Raw genomic sequence first — 19946 nt, forward strand, 5'->3', positions numbered from 1 at the left:
TACGCAGGCCAGGAGCCCCCGCTCCTGGCCTGCGGCATGCGCAGCGGTCCAGGGCCTGTGGATACCGGCTCCCGGCCGTCGCCCGCGAGCCCCGGGTTTCGCCCACGGGTTTCGCCCCCGGCCCCGGCCGTCACCCGCCCCCAGCCCCCGCCCCGCGACCCGGCGGCGCCCCCGTCAGCCCAGTGACACCGTCGCCCTGTGCACCGCCCCCAGCGTCCCCGGGGTGACCCGCAGTCTCAGTGCGGAGCCCGTCGAGACGACCTCCACGGACGGGTCGTGGGAGGTCACCGCGGCCACGGGACGGTCCCAGGTGAGGTCGATGGCGTCGCCCGTGCGCAGGGGGCCGGAGACGCAGACCGTGGCGGTCCCGCCCGTCTCGCGGACCAGGGCGCTCGCCGGCTGCGAGGCGGTCAGCGGACCCACCGTGCCGGCGAGCCAGAAGTTGACCGCGGTGAGGCCGAGCGAGGGGACCCGGACGCCCTGCTGCTCGTTGCTGTTGGCCAGGACCGTGAGCCAGGAGGCGTCGGCGGCCCGGGCCGAGGTCTGCTGGGCCGTCGCGCCGGGCATGAGGACATAGGCGTAGGTCGCCCAGGTCGGATCCGTGCCGTGGTCGAACCACAGCGTCAGATAGCGGCGGGTGACCGGATCCGTGACGGCCGAGAGGTTGATGGCGGACCAGGTCCCGGTACGGGCCTCGCGCAACGCCCTGACGGTGGCGCCGCCGGGGAAGACGTACCCCGCGTGACCGGCCAGATGCGCCCAGCGCGCCCCGGTCAGCGTGGCGCTCCAGCCCAGCGCGGTGGACTGGGCGGTGCCGTCGACGGTGAAGGCGTGCGTGCCGGACGCGCCCAGGTTGCGGTTCTCGACGACGGACTCGACGCCCGTGCCGTCCCGGCCGTGGATGCCGGCGCCCAGACAGACCACCGCGTCGTCCAGGAAGAACCAGGACTTCTTCGCCAGCAGGGTCGAGGAGAGGCCCTTGAGGTACTGGCCGACGGCCGCGTAGGTGCCGTCGTGTGCCCCGCCTACCCAGCGCACGTCCGGGCGGGCCGCGCCCCACGTTCCGCCCGCGCCGTCCGCGAGGGGCTTGCGGGAGGCGGTGGTGCCGGGCAGCCGGTAGGGGTCGACGGTCGGCCAGAAGTCGTCGCAGTACTGCCCGTTGGCGAACGTGTCGCCCCACCAGTAGAGCATCCCGGAGCCGCTGTGCCAGGCCCGGAGGTTCTCGCCGTTGCCGTTCTCGTAGTACGTGATCCGGTTGGACGCCATGGCCAGGGAGGCCGCCCAGCCGGGCCCGCGGTGCACCGCCCGGTCCATCGAGGGGAAGAGCCGGTGCCCGGTCGGCTCCGCCGTGCCGGTCGCGACGGCGTCGTCGACGGCCTTGAGCCGGGCCAGTTGGGCGACGCCGAGCGCGCTGTCGGACAGGACGGGACGGTAGTAGTCCCGCGTGATCCAGCCCTTGATCATCCGGTCCCAGCGGCTCTTCTCCGCCGTGGACGCGCCGGCGCCGAGCAGTGCGATGCAGGCGATGATCCCGTGTCCGCGCAGATGGGCGTCCTGGTGGATGCCGGCCGGGTCGCTCTTCTGCACGCCCCGGCTGACCGCGCGCCCCGACACCGCGTCCATGGCGAGGCCGTTGAAGACGAACGGCGCGTACGCCTTCTCCACGGAGTCCAGGACGACCTGCCGGCCCGGGTCGGTGACCTCCCACGCGCTCCCCTTCAGCAGGGCGAACAGCAACGAGAGCCCGCCGAGCATGACGGAGCCGTAGGACCCCGCGTAGGGGACGTAGAGGTGCTGGACGAAGCCGCCGTCCTGGTACAGCCCGTCGCCGGTGGTCACGTACGGGAAGACGGGCGAGAGGGCGTCACGGGCGAGGGCCAGCTTCGCGGCGGTCCCGCCCAGCGCACCCCGCAGGGCGAGGACGCGGCACAGGTCGACGCGGTTGGCGCCGGTGGACGTGCCGCTGTACGCGGCGACGGCGCTGTCGGGCACGAAATGGTCGACCGCGGCGCAGTGGTCGGCGATCCGGGCGGCGCCGAGGTGCTCGTACAGCATCACGTCGATGTCGAGCAGGGCCTGCGGAGCGCCTATCTGCCAGCTGTACCAGTTGCCGTACCGGGCCTGTGCCTGGTTGTACGCCTGGTCGTGCAGGTGGTCGAGGCCGGCGAGGATCTCGTCGCGCAGCGCCGGGTTCCCGGTCAGTCCGGTGCCGGGCTGACTGTACGCCTCGGCCAGGGTGCGCAGCCGGTTGAAGCTGCTGTGGAGATTGCCGGAGTACGTGTACGACTCGGCGTCCGTGTCGGGCTCCGGGTCGGCGTAGGGCAGGTCGGGCCAGAGGGAGCCGGCCGCCGGTGACATGGTGGAGCGCAGGTTCGCGGCGGAGCTGCCCAGGGCGGCGAGCTTGCTCGCGAACGGTTCGGCGGTGGGGGAGAAGCCGCTGCCGAGGATCAGGTCCCGCCACGCGAGGCGCAGGGTGCCGTAGGCGTCGGCGGCGGCCGCGGTGCCCGCCGCGGCGACGGGGGTGAGGGCCGCGGCGGCGACGGCCGCGCGCAGCAGACCGCGTCGGGACACTGAAGGCATGTGACCACCTCTCAGGGGAGGGGAAGACGGCGTGCGGGGCGGAGCGGGGGAGAGGGACCGCTGGGGACGACCGGGGAGCAAGCGCTTTCTCCCATGGCCGGAAACACCCCGTCAAGAAGCGTGCGCCCGATCCGCAAAATCGTTTGAGTCCGGGCGGCGGGACCGGCAGGATCGGACGAACCGATGAGTTCTTCCCGGCACCGCGGTCTGTCAGAGTGACCCGCCCCCGTGCGGAGGACACTCACCTGACGGAAGGCACCATGCTCGCTCCCCACGCAACACCGCCCCTTTCCCCCGCACGCGTCACCGTCGTGCTGCGGATCCTCGTGCTGTCCACCTTCGTGGTCCTCCTCAACGAGACGATCATGGTCAACGCGATCCCGCGTCTGATGCGCGAGTTCGAGGTCAGCGCGGCAGCCGCCGGGTGGCTGTCCACGTCCTTCATGCTCACCATGGCCGTCGTCATCCCGGTGACGGGCTGGTTCCTCCAGCGCGTGACGACACGGACCGCCTTCGGCCTGGCCATGTCGCTGTTCCTGGCCGGCACGGCGCTGGCCGCGGCCGCGCCCGCCTTCCCCGTCCTGCTGGCCGCCCGGGTCATCCAGGCCGGCGGCACGGCCGTCATGATGCCGCTGCTCATGACCACCCTGATGACGCTCGTCCCCCCGCAGGACCGCGGCCGGGTCATGGGCAACGTCACCCTCGTCATCTCCGTCGCACCCGCCCTCGGCCCCGCGGTCTCCGGCGTGCTGCTGCAACTGGGGACGTGGCGCCTGCTGTTCCTGGCCGTGCTGCCCATCGGCGTGGCCATGGCCCTGTTCGGCCGGCGCAAGCTGGTCGACACCGGCGAGCCGGTGGCCGGCCCGATCGACTGGCTCTCCGTTCCCCTGGCGGCGGCGGGCTTCGGCGCCCTGGTCTACGGCCTGAGCGAACTCGGCGCGGGCAAGGCCTCCCACGCGCCCGTTCCCCCGGCGGCCACGGCGCTGGTCGGCGCCGTCCTGGTCGGCCTGTTCGTCTGGCGGCAGCTGGCGCTCCAGCGTTCCTCCACCCCGCTCCTCGACCTGCGGGCCCTGACCTTCCGTCACTTCGCCGTGGCGCTGGGCCTGATGTGCGTGTCCTTCATGGGCCTGATGGGCGCCTTCATCCTGCTGCCGATCTATCTGCAGGAGGTGTGCGGCCTGAGCTCCCTGCAGACCGGCCTGCTCCTCATCCCCGGCGGCCTCACCATGGGCCTGCTCGGTCCGCAGGTCGGCAAGCTCTACGACAGGTTCGGCGCGCCGCGCCTGGTCGTGCCCGGAGCCGTGCTCACCGCGCTCTGCCTCGCGCTGTTCGCCCTCGCCGGCGAACAGACCTCGCCGTGGCTGGTGCTCGCCCTCCACGTGGCGCTGAGCGCGGGCATGGCCTTCGTCTTCACTCCGGTCTTCACCTCGGGCCTGTCCGTACTGCCGCCGCACCTCTACGCGCACGGCTCCGCCATCCTCGGCTCGCTCCAGCAGGTCTCGGCCGCCGTCGGCACCGCCCTGGTCATCAGCGTCATGTCGGGCCGCGCGGCCACGGCGGCTGCCGAGGGCCACGACGCCACCGGGGCCCTGGCCACCGGCGTGCGATGGGGATTCGGGATCAGCGCCGTGCTGGGCGTCCTGGCCGTCGGGCTCGCGCTGCTGGTCCGCACCCCGCCCGCTCCGCCGGAGGCGAAGGGCGAGGAGGGCGCCCCGACGGACGAGGCCGCCCACGCACCCTCCTGACGCCCCGGTACCTCGGCCCGGCGGTGCTCACGGGGTCACGATCGGGAACTCCGGCTCCAGGGGTTCGAGCACCGCGAGCAGCCGCGACGGGAGCGTGCGGTCGCCGGTCACGGTGATGCCGTCGGTGCCCTTTCCGGCGAGCGGCGAGGGCGCCCGCCACCCCGCCGCCTGCCCTCCCCGAAACGGCGATCAGGCTTCTCACCAGCGACTTTGCAGGGACATGCACGCCGTATCCTTTCCTGGGGCGGGGAGGAAAGAGGGGTTGTGTTCGGGGAGCAGTCGTTCGGTGTCGTTCTGCGTGGTCTGCGCCGGCGCGTCCGATTGACGATGGAGGAGCTGTCCGAGGCGTCCGGGGTGAGCGTCCGGGCCATCGGCGACATGGAGCGCGGACGGAGCCGGGTTCCGCAGCGGCGCACGGTGGTGGCCCTGGCCGAGGGACTCCGGCTCGGGGACGCGGAGCGCGAGGCGCTGCTCGCCGTGGCCGGGACGGCGCGTCCGACGCGCGCGGTCGCGGTCGCGGGGACGGTCGTCCCGCCGCGTACGGTGGGCGACTTCACGGGCCGCGAACGGGAACTGACGCTCCTGCGGGCGGCCGCCGAAGGGGTCGCGGCCGGCGGTGCGGCTCCGGTCTGGGTCGTCTCGGGCCCGCCGGGGTGCGGGAAGACGACGCTGGCGCTGAAGGCGGCGGCGGATCTGGCGGGGGAGTTCCCCGACGGGTCCTTCGTGGTCGACCTCCACGGCGTGGACGGGCCCGTGGACACCGGCGACGCACTGGTCAAGCTGCTGAGGGCCCTCAGGGTGTCGGACCGCAGGCTGGCGCAGGAGGACGCCTCCGGCCGGGCGGGTCTGCTGCGGGCGCTGCTCGCCGAGCGCCGGTGCCTGGTCGTGCTGGACAACGCCCGCGACGAGGGGCAGGTCCGGACGCTGCTGCCCGAGGGCGGGCGCAGTCTGGTGCTGGTCACCAGCCGCCGGCCCCTGACCGGTCTCGAGGACGTCAGCCGCCTGGTGCTCTGCGCGATGGCACAGGACGAGGCGGTCGATCTGCTGCGGCGGATCCTGGGCGAGGAACGGGCGGACGCGGAGGCCGAGGCCGTGGCGCGGGTCGCCGAGCTGTGCGGACGGCTGCCGCTGGCCCTGCGGGTGGCGGGAAACTGGCTGACGGTCCGCTCCGGGTGGAGCGTCGGGCACCTGGTCCGGCGGCTGGCCGACGAGGAGCGCCGGCTCGGCGCGCTCACCGCCGGCGACGTGCGGGTCGAGGCGGCCTTCGAGCTGTCCTACCGCCAACTCACCACCCAGGCCGCGCGGATGCTGCGGCTGCTGAGCCTGGTCCCGGGACCGGACATGACCGCCGCCTACGGCGCCGCCCTCACCGCCACCGGAGTCTTCGACGCCGAGGACGTGGTCAAGGAACTCGTCGAGGCCGGACTCCTGCAGGCCACCTTCACCGGCCGCTACCAACTCCACGACCTCATCCGCCTGTTCGCCCGCTCCCGGCTGTTCGAGGAGGAGGAGCCCGCCGAGCGGGAGGCGGCCGACGAGCGGCTGCGCGCCTGGCTGCTGGAGACCGCCAGGGTCGCCGGCCGCTGGTACCAGCCGAAGTACGGCGCGCCACCGCCCTCCTGGAAGGGCCTGGTCCCGCTGGAGACCGCCGACCAGGCACGCGCCTGGCTCGAGAGCGAAGCCCCCTCCTGGCTCGCCGCGCTGCGCGGCGCCGCGCAGCGCGGGCAGCACACCCAGGTCGTGGAGACCGCCCACGCCATGGAATGGTTCTGCGACCTGTCGGTCCACTGGGGGCACTGGCCCGAGGTCTTCGGGCTCGCGGCCGAGGCCGCCGCCGCGCTCGGCGACCCCTACCTCCGGGCGTTCCACCTCAACTGTCTCTCCTGGGCCCTGGTCAACTGCGAGAAACGGCACCAGGAGGCCGTCGTGCGGGCCGACGAAGGCCTCGAACAGGCCCGTCGCGCGGGCGACATCCACCAGCAGGTCTCGGCGCTGGTGCTCGGAGCCAGCGCGTACTGGGAACTCGGCGACGCCCGGCAGGTCGCGAAGCGGACCCGGGCCGCCATCGACCTGTCCGAGGACGCCGCCTACTACGAGGTCTGGCCCCAGGCCATGCGCCTCTTCGGCAGCTCCCTGCGGATGCTCGGCCGCGCCGACGACGCCCTGACCCAGTACCAGCGCGTCATCGCCTTCCTCGACTCGCCGGGCTGCCCGGTGAGCGGTCACGTCGCCGACATCTTCCGCACCCACACGATCCAGGGGCTCGGCCACGCCTACGCCGACCTGGGCCGGTGGCGCGAGGCCGCCGACCACTTCCGCGACGCCCAGGTCCGGTCGAGCCGCATCGGCATCGTCCACCGGGAGGCCGAACAGCTACGGCACCTGGGAGAGGCCCTCGTCGAACTGGGCGAGACGGAGGAGGCCCGCTACTGCCTTCAGCAGGTCCTCGCCCTCGGCGACGCGGCCGACGACAGGGACCTGAAGACCGCGCGGCAACTCCTGGACACGCTCGCCAAGGGGGCGGCGCCGGCCGCGGAGGACTCAGCCACGGTGCCGGTGCAGGGCGACGTGCACGGTGTCGAGGGCCTGGACGAGCGCGGCGCGGGCGGAGTCGGTGTCGCGTAGCGGATCGAGCACCATGAAGCCGTGGACGGTGCCGTGATAGCGCATGGACACCACCGGCACCCCGGCCGCCCGGAGCTTCGTGGCGTACGCCTCGCCCTCGTCGCGCACCACGTCGGCCTCGCTCGTCACCACCAGCGCCGGGGGGAGGCCGGCGAGCTGAGCCAGCGAGGCGCGCAGCGGTGACGCGGTGGCCTGCCGCCGCTGCCGTACGTCCGGCAGGTACTGGTCCCAGAACCAGCGCATGGTCGCGCCGTCGAGGAAGTAGCCGCTGGCGAACTCCCGGTAGGACGGTGTGTCGCAGCCGGCGTCGGTGACCGGGCACAGCAGCACCTGCTGCAGCAGCCGCACCCCTCCGCGCTCCTTCGCGAGGAGGGTCAGCGCCGCCACCAGGTTGCCGCCCGCCGAATCGCCCACGGCGGCCATCCGGCTGCCGTCCAGACCGATGTCGGAGCCCCGCTCGCAGATCCACCGCGCGACCGCGTAGCACTGCTCGACGGCGACCGGGTAGCGGGCCTCGGGGGCCCGCTCGTACTCCACGAAGACCACGGCGGCGTCGGCGCCGAGGGCGAAGGCGCGCACCAGGCGCCGATGGGTTCCGGCGTCGCCCAGCGCCCAGCCGAGACCGTGCAGGAACAGCACCACGGGCAGCTCGCCGACGCTGTCGGCGGGCCTGACCACCTGCACCCGCACATGGCCGGTCGGGCCGCCCGGAAGGGCCAACCACTCCGTGGTGGTGGCCTCCTCGTCGGCGGAGTCCTCGCCCTGCAGCCGCGCGAGGGACAGTCGCGCGCGTCGCAGATCCGGGTCCTGAGCCGAGGGCGGGCAGCTGTGCCGGGCCACGAAAGCCCGGGTGGGATGGTCCAGGACCGGCTGGCCGGCGGACGAAGGAGCGAGGTCGGTCACTCACGGTCTCCTGCCGGGAGAGGGCCTGAAGCGAAAAACGGGTCGGTGCGCCGGATTCCCGGCCGAGCGGGGACCTTACCCGAGGTACGGCCGGGGGTCAGCCCCTCGGCCCGTCCTGCGAGGTGCGCAGATCACGCCACTCCCGAGGAGAGACGCCGTACGCCGCGCGGAACGTCCGGCTGAAGTGGGCGGGACTGACGAAGCCCCACCGCTGGGCCACGGCGGACACCGTGGGGGCGGTGCGGCCCCGGCGGGCCAGCTCGCGGCCGCACTCCTCCAGCCGCCGCTGCCGGATGAACCTGCCGACGGTGGTCCCCTCGCCCTCGAACAGACGGTGGAGGTACCGGACCGAGATCCGGTGCTCCCGGGCGATGCCCTCCGGGGACATCTCGGGGTCGCCCAGGTTCCGGTTGATGTGGTCGAGCACGCGCCGCATCAGATGGCTCCGCGCGTCCGCCTCCGTGCCGCCCGCGTGGGCCCGTTCCGTGATCAGGGTGGCGAGCAGGTCGACGACATGGCCGGCCAGCCGGTTCGCGACGGCCGGCGGATAGGCGCCGGTCGGCGAGGAGGCCAGCGCGGTCAGGAACGGCGACAGCATCGCGCCGAAGCCGTCGCCGGTGCCGATGGCGTCGCCGGCGACCCGCCGGATGTCGCCGTCCGGCACGCCCAGGGCGCGCCGCGGCAGCTGGAAGACGTGCGTGGCGAACCGCCGCGGATAGTCGAAGGTGTACGGCCGGTTCGTGTCGTACACCACCAGGTCGCCCGCACCCACCTCGGCCCGCCTGCCCTCCTGGACGAAGGTGGCCGTGCCGGACACCTGGACCCCGACCGCCACCAGCGGCTCGGACGACCTGGCGATCAGCGCCGGTGTGCGGCTGGCCCGCTCCGCGTCGGCCTCGACGGTGGAGACCTGGAGATATCCGAGGCGGGCGCTGGAGATCCGGCCGTCGAAGGGCCCGTCCTCCCGAGGGGCGACCGTCATCGGCACCAGCGCCCTGCTCACCGCGTCGTTCCAGTACGCGACCTTGTCCCGGTCCGGAACGGAGGCGGTCGTCAACACCAGGCTCAATCTGCTCTCCGCTCAGGGGAAGTGGCTCCGCATCCAGAAGCCAAGCAGCGCGGGGCACCGGTCACCAGGCAGAACCACAGGCAGGAACGCAGCAGCGCCGGCGGTCCGAGGCCGGCGCCGGACACTGCACTGAGGGGCAAGGCGTGGTGCGTGGCGTGACAACAGACGGCCGCGGCCCCGCCGTAGCGTGACGGTGTTCCGTCGCCGCACCGAGGCCCGGGACAGCCCCTTCGCACCGAGGAGAAGCACCGTGCCGTACATCACCGTGGGCCAGGAGAACACCACCGCCATCGACCTCTACTACGAGGACCAGGGGGCCGGGCAGCCGGTCGTCCTCATCCACGGCTTCCCGCTCGACGGGCACTCCTGGGAGCGTCAGAGCGCCGCGCTGCTCGACGCGGGCTACCGCGTGGTCACGTACGACCGCCGCGGTTTCGGGCAGTCCTCGCAGCCGACGACCGGCTATGACTACGACACCTTCGCGGCCGATCTGAACACGGTCCTGGAGACCCTGGACCTGAGGGACGCCGTTCTCGTCGGCTTCTCGATGGGCACCGGCGAGGTCGCCCGCTACGTCTCCCGGTACGGCTCCGAGCGCATCGCCAAGGTGGCCTTCCTGGCCTCGCTGGAGCCGTGCCTGCTCAAGAGCGACGACAACCCGGACGGCGTCGCCCCCAAGGAGTTCTTCGACGGGATCGTGGCCGACGTGAAGGCCGACCGCTACGCCTACTACACCGCCTTCTTCAACGACTTCTACAACCTCGACGAGAACCTGGGCAGCCGGATCAGCGAGGAGGCGGTCCGCAGCAGCTGTAACACCGCCGCCCGCGGCGGCTCCTTCGCCGCGTCCGCCGCGCCGTCGACCTGGTACACCGACTTCCGTGCCGACATCCCCGCCGTCGACGTCCCCGCCCTGATCCTGCACGGCACCGCCGACCGCATCCTGCCCGCCGACGGCACCGCGCGCCCCTTCCGCAAGGCGCTCCCCTCGGCCGAGTACGTCGAGATCGAGGGCGCTCCGCACGGCCTGCTGTGGACGCACGCCGAGGAGGTCAACACCGCCCTCCTCGCCTTCCTGGCGAAGTAGCCCACCGGGCAGGGGCCGCCCCGCGCGCGGGGCGGCCCGTCCTTCGCCCTCCGGCGGGCGTCAGTGCTCGCAGAGGGAGAACTCCCGCTCGTAGAGCTGCTCGTTGTGCTCGTCGACGAAGAACTTGCGCTCCTGCATGAGCTGCTCGCGGTACTCCTTGGCCTGGTCGAGCGTCATGGTCGAGGTCGCGGACCAGGGCTGCTGCGGGGGCACGTCGGAGGTCGAGACGATGGGCTCCGACGGGTCGACCAGGAAGAACGCCAGGATCTTGCGATGGCCCGGCCGGGTCGGGTCCGCGAGGCGGAACGAACCGACGCGGTGCTGGAGTATGTTCGGAAACGCCAGGCAGCGGCCCGCCGGGGTCGAAGCCGATCCCAGCACCTGGTTCAGCGCGTCCTCGTTCTCCAGGCCGTAGACCTCGCGCATCCCGTCGTCGTCGCTCTGCTCGTACTCCGGGTCGTCGAGGGCGGTGCGGAAGCTCAGCCGGCTCTCGGTGATGTTCTCGCTGTCCCAGTAGTAGATGCCGGTCGAGACGATCCGCTCGTTCACCATCCCCTCGACATGCCAGGAACCGCCGGCGTACTCGGGCTTCTCGGGGGTGAGGTGGATGGTGGCCAGCTTCACGATGACCTGGAGGCGGCGACCGCGCAGATCGACGCGGGAGGCGGCGTCGGGCAGCTCGGGCCGGGTGAAGGCCGGGGCGTCCGGGACGACCGGGGAGCGGTTCTCCCACCAGGCGTCGTGGGCCTCCGACCACGCGTCGCGGGCCTCGTGGAAGGCCGCGTCGTCGCTGTAGTCGGACCTGTCCGGATACCGCGGCTCCGTGGCCTCGTACCACCCGAAGGGATCGGCCTCGATCCGCAGCGGCCGGGGATGGCGCAGATCGGTGAGCACGTTCTCCCAGAGCGGGCGCATACGGGCGATCAGGTCAGGGAGGACCGCGGTCAGCTCGTGATGGGTCTCCGGATGCACGTTGTTGACGTACGAACGGAGGGCGACCTCGCCGTCCTCACCGATCTCGACGTCCGTGGGCAGCCACTGGAACCTCTCCGAGAACTCGTGCTTCGAGTAGCGGTCCGTCGGGTTCCGCCACGCGCTCTCGGGCGCTCCGCTGACGTCTCTCACCAGGCAGAACAGCGAGGGATGCACCAGATCGAGGACCTGCCCGTCGGAACCGGGGTGCCAGTCCTTCTCCTCGTCGGGAACCTCCTCCAGGACCCGGACCGCCTCGCGCAGCCGGGTCCTCAGCTTCTCGTCGACGAGGGTGTCCGACTGCCACACCCCGTCGACCGCGGACACCTCGACGCCGGTCCGGGCGTCCCGCAGCGCGGCGTAGTGGGCGAGTTCGTCAAGGACGTACCGCACCTGCGCCTCGGTGAGACCCTGGGCGAGCGCCTCCTGGGTCCACCGGGCGACGATCCCGGTGTCGTGCATCTTGTCGAACCATCCCGGCTTCGCCCGTATGTGGGCGCTGCACTCCATCATCTCCAGCTCCCGCAGCGTCCGGGGCGTCGCGTACGAGAGGGAACGGGACGATTGAAAGGGGAGCGGGAAAGCAGCCAGGCCGGTCAATTCTCTTGGTCCTCACAGTCGGTGTCGGTGCCCGGAAGAATATGCGAGCCCACTGACAGCACCGACGGCGCAGGGTCCCGCACTCACTCCGAGCAGCCGCGCCGCCGCCTGCCCCACGCCGGGGGACGGCACCACCGCGCCGCGGGCCACGCACCGGTCCCCGCGACGTGCCGCCCGCGTCCGACCACCCACCAGGTCGCGCACACCAGGCCCCCCGCCGCCCCGTACGCGGCGGTCACCCCGGCGGTGCCGGTGACCGGGCCGGCGAGGTAGGCCACCGCGCCGGCCAGGGCCACGCCGAGCCACTCCCAGCGCCCGTCCAGGGCGACGAGCGCGATGAGCAGCAGCGCGTACCAGGAGTAGCCGGGCGTCAGCAGCAGGAAGGCCGTGCCCGTGGTCGACAGGGCGCCGTGCCAGGGGCGTTCGGGGTCGCCGCGCCACCACACCGCCGCCGACACCGCCGCGAGGGCGAGCAGCGCCACTGGCGGCGCCCACGCGTCCGGCAGCACGAGGCGCAGCAGGGCGTAACGGCCGCCCGCGGCCGCGTCGTCGTAGCCCTCCTCCCGGGCGTACCCGCTCAGATAGCCCAGGACCGAGCCGTCGGAGAGCAGGACGTACGGCAGGTACGTCAGCGCCACCGTCCCCGCTGCCGTCAGCGCGACGGCCGCGACCGTACGGGGGCGCCGGATCCCGGACAGCGCGCCGGGCAGGAGCACGGCGGGCAGCAGCTTCGCGGCGACGGCCAGACCGAGCAGCACCCCGCCCGCGACGTGGCGGCGGCGCGCCACCAGGGCGAGCGCGCCGACCGACAGGAGCACGGCCAGGACGTCGACGTGGGCGTTGTCGACCGCCTCGACGGGGACCGCGGGGCACCACGCCCAGAGGGCGGCCCGGCGCGGATCCCCTCGCCGGCGCAGCACGCCGAGCAGGAGGCCCGTGACGGCCAGGGCGAGGACGGCCGAGCCCGCCTGGAGCCCCTTGTGGCGGACGCCGTCCGGGGAAAGGGCGTGCACGAGGAGGAACCAGCCCTCGGCCACCGGAGGGTAGATCGTGTGTACGGCCGGCCTGTTGATGCGGGTGCAGCCGCCGTCGCCGAGCGGCGCGAGGGCGGTGCCGTCCCGCTCGCAGACCGCGGCGCGGGGGAAGAGCCAGTCGTCCCTCAGCCCGGCGAGCGCCGGGTCCGCGGGCGCGTGGTCGTACGGGGAGACGCCGGACGCCTGGACCCGGCCGTCCCACGCGTAACGGTACGAGTCCGTGCTCGTCCGCGGGGCCGCCACCAGGCCCGCCGCCGTCACCGCGACCGCCCCGGCCAGGACGAGCGGGACGACGAACCGGCGCGGGACGTGACGCAGCGCCACCACGGCCGCCGCGAACACCGCCCACGTCCCCGCGTACCCGGCCAGGAAGCCGGCCCCCGGCGCGGCCGCGCGGAGCAGGAGGGTCAGCGAGGCGGCCAGGAGCGCCAGCAGGAGCGCGGTGACGACGACGGGGAGCGGGGGACGGCGGTCGCGGGTCATGGGCGCAGACTGGCAGCGGGCACGGCGGCGGCGGAGGAGACCCGGCGGGGCGTTCGGGTTTCGTAAGGTGTCGGACCGCCCACGCCGCCGCCCGCGGCGGTGTCATGGACGGCATGACGTTCCGCATCCCCCGGCTGCCGCGCCCCGCGTTCCGGCCTCCGCCCGTCCGGCCACCGGCGTTCGACGGGCGCCTCCACGACGCAAGAACCGCGACCTCCGTCGGCCGGTGGCTCGGCGCGGCCTTCGCCGTCTGCCTCGTCACCGGGCTCGTCAGCCACTACCTCCAGCACCCGCCGGACCTGCTGGCCGACCATCTGCCCGTCCGGCCGGTGTGGGGCTACGCGTTCACCCAGGGCCTCCACGTCGCCACGGGCCTCGCGGCGATCGTGCTGCTCCTCGTCAAACTGTGGGCGGTGTACCCGCGGTTGTTCGTGTGGCCTCCGCTGCGGTCCGGGCGTCACGCCCTGGAGCGCCTGTCCGTCGCCGTCCTCGTGGCCTCGGCCGTCTTCGAGGTGTTCACGGGGCTGCTCAACATCGTCGAGTGGTACCCGTGGCCCTTCGCCTTCGTCCCCGTCCACTTCGCCGTCGCCTGGGTGGCGACCGGCTCGATCCTGCTGCACATCGCCGTCAAGACCCCTGAGATCAGGGACCATTGGAGTCGCCGATCGGCGGGGACCCGCGCCCTGCCGGCCCAGGACGCGGTCGACCGCCGCTCGCTGCTCCTCGCCACCGGCGGCGCCGTCGGCGTGGTGACCCTGACGACCGTCGGCCAGTCCTTCACGCCCCTGAAGGCACTCGACCTGCTCGCGCCCCGGCACCCCGACCACGGCCCCCAGGGACTGCCCGTGAACCGGACCGCCGCCGCGGCCGGCGTGACGGCGCGCGGCCTGGCGGGCTGGCGGCTGCAGGTCGCCGGGCCCCGCCCCTACGGCCTGACCCTCGGCGCCCTGAGGGCACTGCCCCAGGCCGGAGCCCGGCTGCCGATCGCCTGCGTCGAGGGCTGGAGCGTCGACGCCGACTGGGGCGGGGTACGCCTCCGGGACCTGGTGGCGCGGGCCGGCGGCCGGCCGGGCCGGGACGGCCTGCGGGTGACGTCGCTGGAGGCGAGCGGCGCCTACCGGGTGATGGAGATGGGCGCGGAGTACGCGGACGATCCGCTCACCCTCCTCGCCCTCACCCTCAACGGGCAGCCGCTCACGCTCGACCACGGCTTTCCGGCGCGGATCATCGCCCCCGGCCGGCCAGGGGTCCTGCAGACCAAGTGGGTGCACCGGCTGGAGGTGCTGTGAGGACGGTGACCGTGCTGCGCCACGCACTGGGAGCGCTGGGCGTCGCCCTCGTCGGGCTCGGCGCGTGGCTGGTGGCGGCCGAGCCCGACCCGCTCGGGGTGCTCGCCTGGCTGGTGGGTGCGCTCGTCCTGCACGACGGGATCCTCGCCCCCCTCGTGCTCGCCGTGGGGCTGCTGCTCGTCGGACGCCGCCGACGGGGCCTGCTGCGGGGGGCGTTGCTGGTCGCGGGGAGCGTGGTGCTGGTGACGCTCCCCCTCCTGGTCCGGCCGGGAGCGCCGCCCAACCCCTCGGCGCTGCCCCTGCCGTACGGGCGGAACCTCCTGATCGTCCTGGCGGCCGTGGCCGTGGTCACCGGCGTGTCGATCGCCGTGGCGCGGGGCCGGGAGCGGGGGAGGGGGCACCGTCAGGGCCGGGCGACGGCGGACGGCTGAGGGACGGCTCAGGGGCGAGCGAAAGGAACGTACGCCCCTCCAGGGTCCACTGTTCGCAGACGTCCCAGCCGGCCCGTCGGGCATGCCCGGCCAGGGCGGGCGCGCCGACCCGCGCCCAGCGGAACGGCGCGCCGCGGCCGCCGCGGCCGTCGTCGACCCGTACCTCGCAGCTCTCGTCGACGTCCACGGGCGCGCACTCCGCGATGAGGCGTCCGGAAGGCGCCACGACCTGGCGGAGCCGGCGCAGCAGGGCCGCCGGATCGCCGCCGATCCCCATGTTGCCGTCGATCAGCAGCGCCGTGTCCCAGCGCCCCTCGGCGGGCAGCGGTTCGAAGACCGACCGGCACAGCGCCGCCCCGCCGAGCCGCAGGGTGCGGGCGACCGCCTCGGGGCTGACGTCGACCCCCAGGGCGCGTCGGCCCTCGACGGCCAGCGCCGCGACGAGCCGGCCCGGTCCGCACCCGATGTCGAGGACGGCCCCCCGGCAGCGGTCGAGTACGGAGCGGTCGGCACCGTCGGGGTCCGTGCACCAGCGCTCGATCTCCAGGGGCAGCAGCCAGCCGTCGTGCCGGCGCAGGTAGAGCGGGCCCCTGCCGGTGCGCAGGGCCCAGGCGTACGGGTCGGCCCGCCAGGCCGCGGCCGTGGCGGTGGTCGCGGCGGTCGTGGGGGCCGCGGCGCTCGACGTGGTCGGGGCGGTGGGCGTGGTCAACGGCCCGCTCCTGTGGTCGTGCCGGTCAGTTCGGTGTACCGGTCCGCGAAACGGGTCCCGGGAGCGGCGGCCGCCACCTCCCGGGCGTCCGGGGCGGTGTCCACGTCCCGCAGGACGGGCAGCCCTCCGACGCGCAGTCCGGCCGCCCGCAGCCGGGCGTACTGGACTGCGCCGGTGTCGGGAGCGGACATGGGGACGCCGAGGAGGAGCGAGGGGGCGGGACGGGCGAGGCCGAGCGCCCAGAAGCCCCCGTCGGCGGCGGGACCGAACCAGGCGTCGTACGAGACCCAGCGCAGCGCAGGGGCCAGCAGGTCCGGGGTGACCTGCGGAGTGTCCATGCCGATGAGCAGGGCCGGCCCCCGGCAGCTCGCGAACGCGGCGGCGAGGCGCACGTCGAGTCCACCCCTCGCCTGGGGGACGACCGCGAACCCCGGGGGCAGCCACGGGCCGGGCCGCCCGTCGAGCACGAGGACGTGCCGGTCCGCGGGGACGCGCGCGGCGGCGCAGAGCGTGTCGGCGAGCGATGCCTCGGCGAGCGCGGCGGCTTCCCGCGGGGTGAACGGGGGCGTGAGCCGGGTCTTCACCCGGCCGGGCCGGGGCTCCTTGGCGATGACGAGCAGTGTGGTCACCGACATCCACCGCCCGCCGCCACCGGCTCGTCCAGCACCTTGCGCATGTCGTGGACCGCCTGCCAGGTGCCCTTCCAGGTGCCGGTGACCTTCGACCGGCCGGTCCGGGGCAGGTACGGGACGTCGACCTCGCGCACCCGCCAGCCCGCGTCCGCCGCCCGCACGACCATCTGCAGCGGGTAGCCGCTGCGCCGGTCGTCGAGAGCGAGGCCGAGCAGTGCCTCGCGGCGGGCCGCCCGCATCGGGCCGAGATCGCCCAGTCGCAGACCGGTGCGTCGACGCAGCAGCCAGGAGAGGGCCAGGTTCCCCGCCCTGGCGTGCGCCGGCCAGGCGCCGCGCCCGGTGGGCCGCCGGCGGCCCAGCAGCAGGTCGGCGGAGCCGTCGGCCACGGCACCGACGAGGCCGGGCAGCAGGCCGGGGTCCAGCGAGGCGTCGCAGTCGCAGAAGCAGACGAACTCGGCGTCGGAGGCGAGCAGTCCGGCATGGCAGGCGGCGCCGAAGCCGCGCCGGGGCTCGTGCACGACGGTGGCGCCGAGCGCGGCGGCGACCGCCGCCGATCCGTCGGTGGAGCCGTTGTCGACGACGATCGCGCGCCAGCCGGCCGGAACGCGGGCCAGGACCCACGGCAGGGCGGCCGCCTCGTCGAGGCAGGGCAGGACGACATCTACGGTCATGGAGGTCACAGGCCTCACCGTAGGAACCGCGGGGCGGTCAGGGGCCGCTCCACTCCTTACGAAACGCGAACGTCCACGCTCGTACCCCCGGGTGGCCGTGACCGGCCGGCGGGCGGATGCGACGCTGTGCTGCATGAGCGATCACAGCGCCCCGCCGCTCCCGGCCCGGATCCTGGTGGTGGACGACGATCCGACCGTGGCCGAGGTGGTGACCGGCTACCTCGGCAGGTCCGGGTTCACCGTGGAACACGCGGCCGACGGCCCCGACGCCCTGCTGCGGGCCGGGGAGCGGCGGCCGGACCTCGTCGTGCTCGACCTGATGCTGCCCGGCCTGGACGGTCTGGAGGTGTGTCGGCGGCTGCGGGAGACCGGACAGGTGCCGGTGATCATGCTGACCGCGCGGGGCGACGAGGAGGACCGGATCACGGGCCTGGAGGTGGGCGCGGACGACTACGTCACGAAGCCGTTCAGCCCGCGCGAGCTCGTGCTGCGCGTCGAGTCCGTGCTGCGCCGCAGCCGCGGGGCCGGCCCGACGGCCACCGGGACGGTCCTGCGCGCCGCGGACCTCAGCGTCGACCCGGTGACCCGCCGGGCCACCCGAGCCGGCCGCGAACTCGGTCTCACGCTGCGGGAGTTCGACCTCCTCGCGTACTTCCTGGAGCGGCCCGGCGTCGCCCACACCAGGGAGGAGCTGATGCGCCGGGTGTGGGGCTGGGACTTCGGCGACCTGTCCACGATCACCGTCCATGTGCGGCGGCTGCGCGCCAAGATCGAGGAGGATCCGGCGCGGCCGCGGCTCATCCAGACCGTGTGGGGCGTCGGATACCGCTTCGAGCCGCGCAAGGGAGCGGAGTGACATGAAGGACGTCCTGCTGATCGCCGGTTTCGCCCTGGCGGGAGCCGTCTGCGTCGGTCTCGCCGGAGCGGTCGTCCTCCGTCTCGTACGACACCGTTCGGTCGCGGTGTCGCTGACGGTGGTCGCGGCCGTCACGGTGACGGCGATGCTCGCCGGGACGCTCGCCGTCGCCCAGGCGATGTTCCTCTCCGCGCACGACCTGTGGGTGGTGACCGTCGTCGTGGCGATGGCGGCCCTCGTCTCGCTCGGCACGGCCCTCGTCCTGGGCCGCTGGGTGGTGGCCCGCAGCCGGGCCCTCGCCCGGGCCGCACGCGACTTCGGCGACGGCGGCCGCTTCGCCGCGCCCGACGGAGCCGCCACCGCCGAACTCGCCGCGCTCGGCCGTGAACTGGCGGCGACCAGCGCCAAGCTCGACGCGTCCCGCAAGCGCGAGCGTTCCCTGGAGGCGTCGCGCCGCGAGCTCGTCGCCTGGATCTCCCACGACCTGCGCACCCCGCTGGCGGGGCTCCGGGCCATGGCGGAGGCCCTGGAGGACGGCGTGGCCGACGAGCCGGCCCGCTACCACCGGCAGATCCGCACCGAGGTCGAGCGGCTGACCACCATGGTCACCGACCTGTTCGAACTCTCCCGCATCCACGCCGGGGCCCTGACCCTCAGCCCGAGCCGCATGTCGGTGTACGACCTGGTCGGCGACGCCCTGAGCGGCGCCGACCCGCTCGCCCGCGAGCACGGGGTGCGGCTGGTGGGAGAGCAGGTCCCGGCCGTGCCCGTCGAGGTGGACGGCAAGGAGATGACCCGGGTCCTGGCGAACCTGCTGGTCAACGCGATCCGCCACACGCCGGCCGACGGGACCGTCGCGGTCGCGGCCGAACGCCGCGAGGACGCCGTGGTGCTGTCGGTCACCGACGGCTGCGGCGGCATCCCCGACAAGGACCTCACCCGCGTCTTCGACACCGGCTGGCGCGGGACCGAGGCCCGCACGCCGCCGGCCGGTGCCGGGCTCGGCCTCGCCATCGTGCGCGGCATCGTGGAGGCCCACGCGGGCCGCGCCGAGGTCCGCAACGTCCCCGGCGGCTGCCGCTTCGAGGTCACCCTGCCGGCGGCGGGCTGAGGGCGGTCGCACCCTGCCGGCGGCGGGCTGAGCGCGGTCGCACCCTGCCGGCGGCGGGCTGAGGGCGGTCAGGCGAGGGCCGCCGAGGCCCGTTGTTCCGCCCGGGCGAACTCCGCCATGCCCTCGGCGAAGCCGACCAGGGGCCGCCAGCCCAGCTCCCCGCGCAGCAGCGACGAGTCGGCGGTGACGTGTCGGACGTCGCCCAGCCGGTACTCGCCCGTGACCACGGGCGAAGGGCCCCCGCAGGCTTCGGCGAGCGCGCGGGCCATGTCGCCCACGGTGTGCGGTTCGCCGCTGCCGGCGTTGTACGTCCGCAGCGCGCCGGCCGCCAGGGCGTCGCAGGCCTCCAGGGCGGTCAGGTTCGCCGCCGCCACGTCCCGCACGTGCACGAAGTCCCGGCGCTGGCCCCCGTCCTCGAACACGCGGGGCGCCTCGCCCCGGGCCAGGGCCGAGCGGAAGAGGGAGGCCACACCGGCGTACGGCGTGTCGCGGGGCATCCCGGGCCCGTACACGTTGTGGTAGCGCAGCGAGACCGCCGTGCCGCCCACCGCCCGTGCCCACGCCGCCGACAGGTGCTCCTGGGCGAGCTTCGTCGTCGCGTACACGTTGCGGGGGTCGACGGGGGCGTCCTCCGCGACCAGGCCGGGGGCGAGTTCGGCGCCGCAGTCGGGGCAGCGCGGCTCGAAGCGGCCGGCGGCGAGGTCCCGGGGCAGCCGGGCGCCGGGCCGTACGGCGCCGTGCGCGGGGCAGTCGTACCGCCCCTCCCCGTAGACGACCATCGAGCCGGCGAGGACCAGCCGCCGCACCCCCGCCGCCGCCATGGCGGCGAGCAGGACGGCGGTGCCGAGGTCGTTGCAGCCCACGTACGCCGGGGCGTCCGCGAAGTCCTTGCCGAGACCGACCATGGCGGCCTGGTGGCACACCGCGTCGACACCGCGCAGCGCGGCCTGGACGGCCAGGGGGTCCCGGACGTCCGCATGGAGGAACTCCGCGGCCGGGGTCCTCGGCGGCACACGGTGTGCGCTGGGCAGCAGGGCGTCGAGGACCACCGGCTCGTGCCCGGCCTTCGTGAGGGCGGTGACGATGTGCGAGCCGATGAATCCGGCTCCACCTGTGACGAGTACACGCATGGCAGCGACGCTACGGACC

16 protein-coding genes are annotated in these 19946 nt (G+C 74.2%); 7 read left to right on the forward strand and 9 right to left on the reverse strand.

The window, feature by feature from the left end; all coding sequences use genetic code 11:
• Positions 1 to 174: 174 nt before the first annotated feature.
• Complete coding sequence (locus ACH414_RS02145) at positions 175 to 2580, reverse strand: polysaccharide lyase 8 family protein (RefSeq protein ID WP_398940585.1); 2406 nt, start codon at positions 2578 to 2580, stop codon at positions 175 to 177.
• Between the two features lie 260 nt (positions 2581 to 2840).
• On the opposite strand from ACH414_RS02145, the gene ACH414_RS02150 reads away from it, so the two are divergent.
• On the forward strand, positions 2841 to 4325 hold the full coding sequence (locus ACH414_RS02150) for a DHA2 family efflux MFS transporter permease subunit (RefSeq protein ID WP_398940586.1): 1485 nt from the start codon (positions 2841 to 2843) through the stop codon (positions 4323 to 4325).
• Between the two features lie 264 nt (positions 4326 to 4589).
• Complete coding sequence (locus tag ACH414_RS02155; protein ID WP_398940587.1) at positions 4590 to 6950, forward strand: NB-ARC domain-containing protein; 2361 nt, start codon at positions 4590 to 4592, stop codon at positions 6948 to 6950.
• On the opposite strand, the gene ACH414_RS02160 is transcribed toward ACH414_RS02155, so the two are convergent.
• Positions 6867 to 7853 carry an alpha/beta hydrolase gene (locus tag ACH414_RS02160; protein ID WP_382534558.1) on the reverse strand — a complete coding sequence of 329 codons (987 nt, stop codon included), beginning with the start codon at positions 7851 to 7853 and terminating at the stop codon, positions 6867 to 6869. The two genes, ACH414_RS02155 and ACH414_RS02160, sit on opposite strands and share 84 nt — an antisense overlap.
• A 97-nt stretch (positions 7854 to 7950) precedes the next feature.
• On the reverse strand, positions 7951 to 8922 hold the full coding sequence (locus tag ACH414_RS02165; protein ID WP_398940588.1) for a helix-turn-helix domain-containing protein: 972 nt from the start codon (positions 8920 to 8922) through the stop codon (positions 7951 to 7953).
• A gap of 250 nt (positions 8923 to 9172) precedes the next feature.
• Here ACH414_RS02165 and ACH414_RS02170 point away from each other — a divergent pair, with 250 nt between their 5' ends.
• The gene (locus ACH414_RS02170; RefSeq protein ID WP_398940589.1) at positions 9173 to 10009 is read left to right on the forward strand and encodes an alpha/beta fold hydrolase; all 837 of its coding nucleotides are present in this window, start codon (positions 9173 to 9175) and stop codon (positions 10007 to 10009) included.
• Positions 10010 to 10069: 60 nt separating this feature from the next.
• Here ACH414_RS02170 and ACH414_RS02175 read toward each other — a convergent pair whose 3' ends face one another.
• A complete protein-coding gene (locus ACH414_RS02175; RefSeq protein WP_386562073.1) occupies positions 10070 to 11581 on the reverse strand; it encodes a DUF4246 domain-containing protein in 1512 nt (503 codons plus the stop codon).
• An 83-nt stretch (positions 11582 to 11664) separates the two neighbouring features.
• Positions 11665 to 13098, reverse strand: coding sequence for a glycosyltransferase 87 family protein (locus ACH414_RS02180; protein ID WP_398940590.1), 1434 nt, complete (start codon positions 13096 to 13098; stop codon positions 11665 to 11667).
• A gap of 113 nt (positions 13099 to 13211) precedes the next feature.
• On the opposite strand from ACH414_RS02180, the gene ACH414_RS02185 reads away from it, so the two are divergent.
• Both ACH414_RS02185 and ACH414_RS02190 read left to right on the forward strand, forming a co-directional pair.
• Positions 13212 to 14387, forward strand: a complete 1176-nt coding sequence (locus tag ACH414_RS02185; protein ID WP_382534568.1) for a molybdopterin-dependent oxidoreductase — start codon at positions 13212 to 13214, stop codon at positions 14385 to 14387.
• Positions 14384 to 14818, forward strand: coding sequence for a hypothetical protein (locus tag ACH414_RS02190; RefSeq protein ID WP_382534570.1), 435 nt, complete (start codon positions 14384 to 14386; stop codon positions 14816 to 14818). The genes ACH414_RS02185 and ACH414_RS02190 overlap by 4 nt, the downstream gene beginning before the upstream one ends.
• Here ACH414_RS02190 and ACH414_RS02195 read toward each other — a convergent pair.
• From ACH414_RS02195 to ACH414_RS02205, 3 genes are read right to left on the reverse strand one after another with little or no spacing between them, the layout of a single operon-like run.
• Entirely contained in the window at positions 14736 to 15527 is a 792-nt protein-coding gene (locus ACH414_RS02195) for a class I SAM-dependent methyltransferase (RefSeq protein ID WP_382534572.1), read from the reverse strand. The genes ACH414_RS02190 and ACH414_RS02195 overlap by 83 nt on opposite strands.
• Positions 15524 to 16156: a DUF2064 domain-containing protein gene (locus ACH414_RS02200; RefSeq protein WP_386562080.1), complete on the reverse strand. Its 633-nt coding sequence runs from the start codon at positions 16154 to 16156 to the stop codon at positions 15524 to 15526. Before ACH414_RS02200 ends, ACH414_RS02195 begins: the two co-directional genes overlap by 4 nt.
• Positions 16153 to 16830, reverse strand: a complete 678-nt coding sequence (locus ACH414_RS02205; protein ID WP_382535047.1) for a glycosyltransferase family 2 protein — start codon at positions 16828 to 16830, stop codon at positions 16153 to 16155. Before ACH414_RS02205 ends, ACH414_RS02200 begins: the two co-directional genes overlap by 4 nt.
• A gap of 133 nt (positions 16831 to 16963) precedes the next feature.
• Here ACH414_RS02205 and ACH414_RS02210 point away from each other — a divergent pair, with 133 nt between their 5' ends.
• Both ACH414_RS02210 and ACH414_RS02215 read left to right on the forward strand, forming a co-directional pair.
• The gene (locus tag ACH414_RS02210) at positions 16964 to 17686 is read left to right on the forward strand and encodes a response regulator transcription factor (RefSeq protein WP_382534576.1); all 723 of its coding nucleotides are present in this window, start codon (positions 16964 to 16966) and stop codon (positions 17684 to 17686) included.
• 1 nt (position 17687) lies between these two features.
• Complete coding sequence (locus ACH414_RS02215; protein ID WP_382534578.1) at positions 17688 to 18797, forward strand: sensor histidine kinase; 1110 nt, start codon at positions 17688 to 17690, stop codon at positions 18795 to 18797.
• Positions 18798 to 18865: 68 nt separating this feature from the next.
• Here ACH414_RS02215 and ACH414_RS02220 read toward each other — a convergent pair whose 3' ends face one another.
• Positions 18866 to 19927 carry an NAD-dependent epimerase/dehydratase family protein gene (locus tag ACH414_RS02220; RefSeq protein ID WP_391768159.1) on the reverse strand — a complete coding sequence of 354 codons (1062 nt, stop codon included), beginning with the start codon at positions 19925 to 19927 and terminating at the stop codon, positions 18866 to 18868.
• Positions 19928 to 19946: the final 19 nt, after the last annotated feature.

This window comes from Streptomyces sp. NPDC020422, assembly GCF_044386705.1.
Taxonomy (GTDB): domain Bacteria; phylum Actinomycetota; class Actinomycetes; order Streptomycetales; family Streptomycetaceae; genus Streptomyces.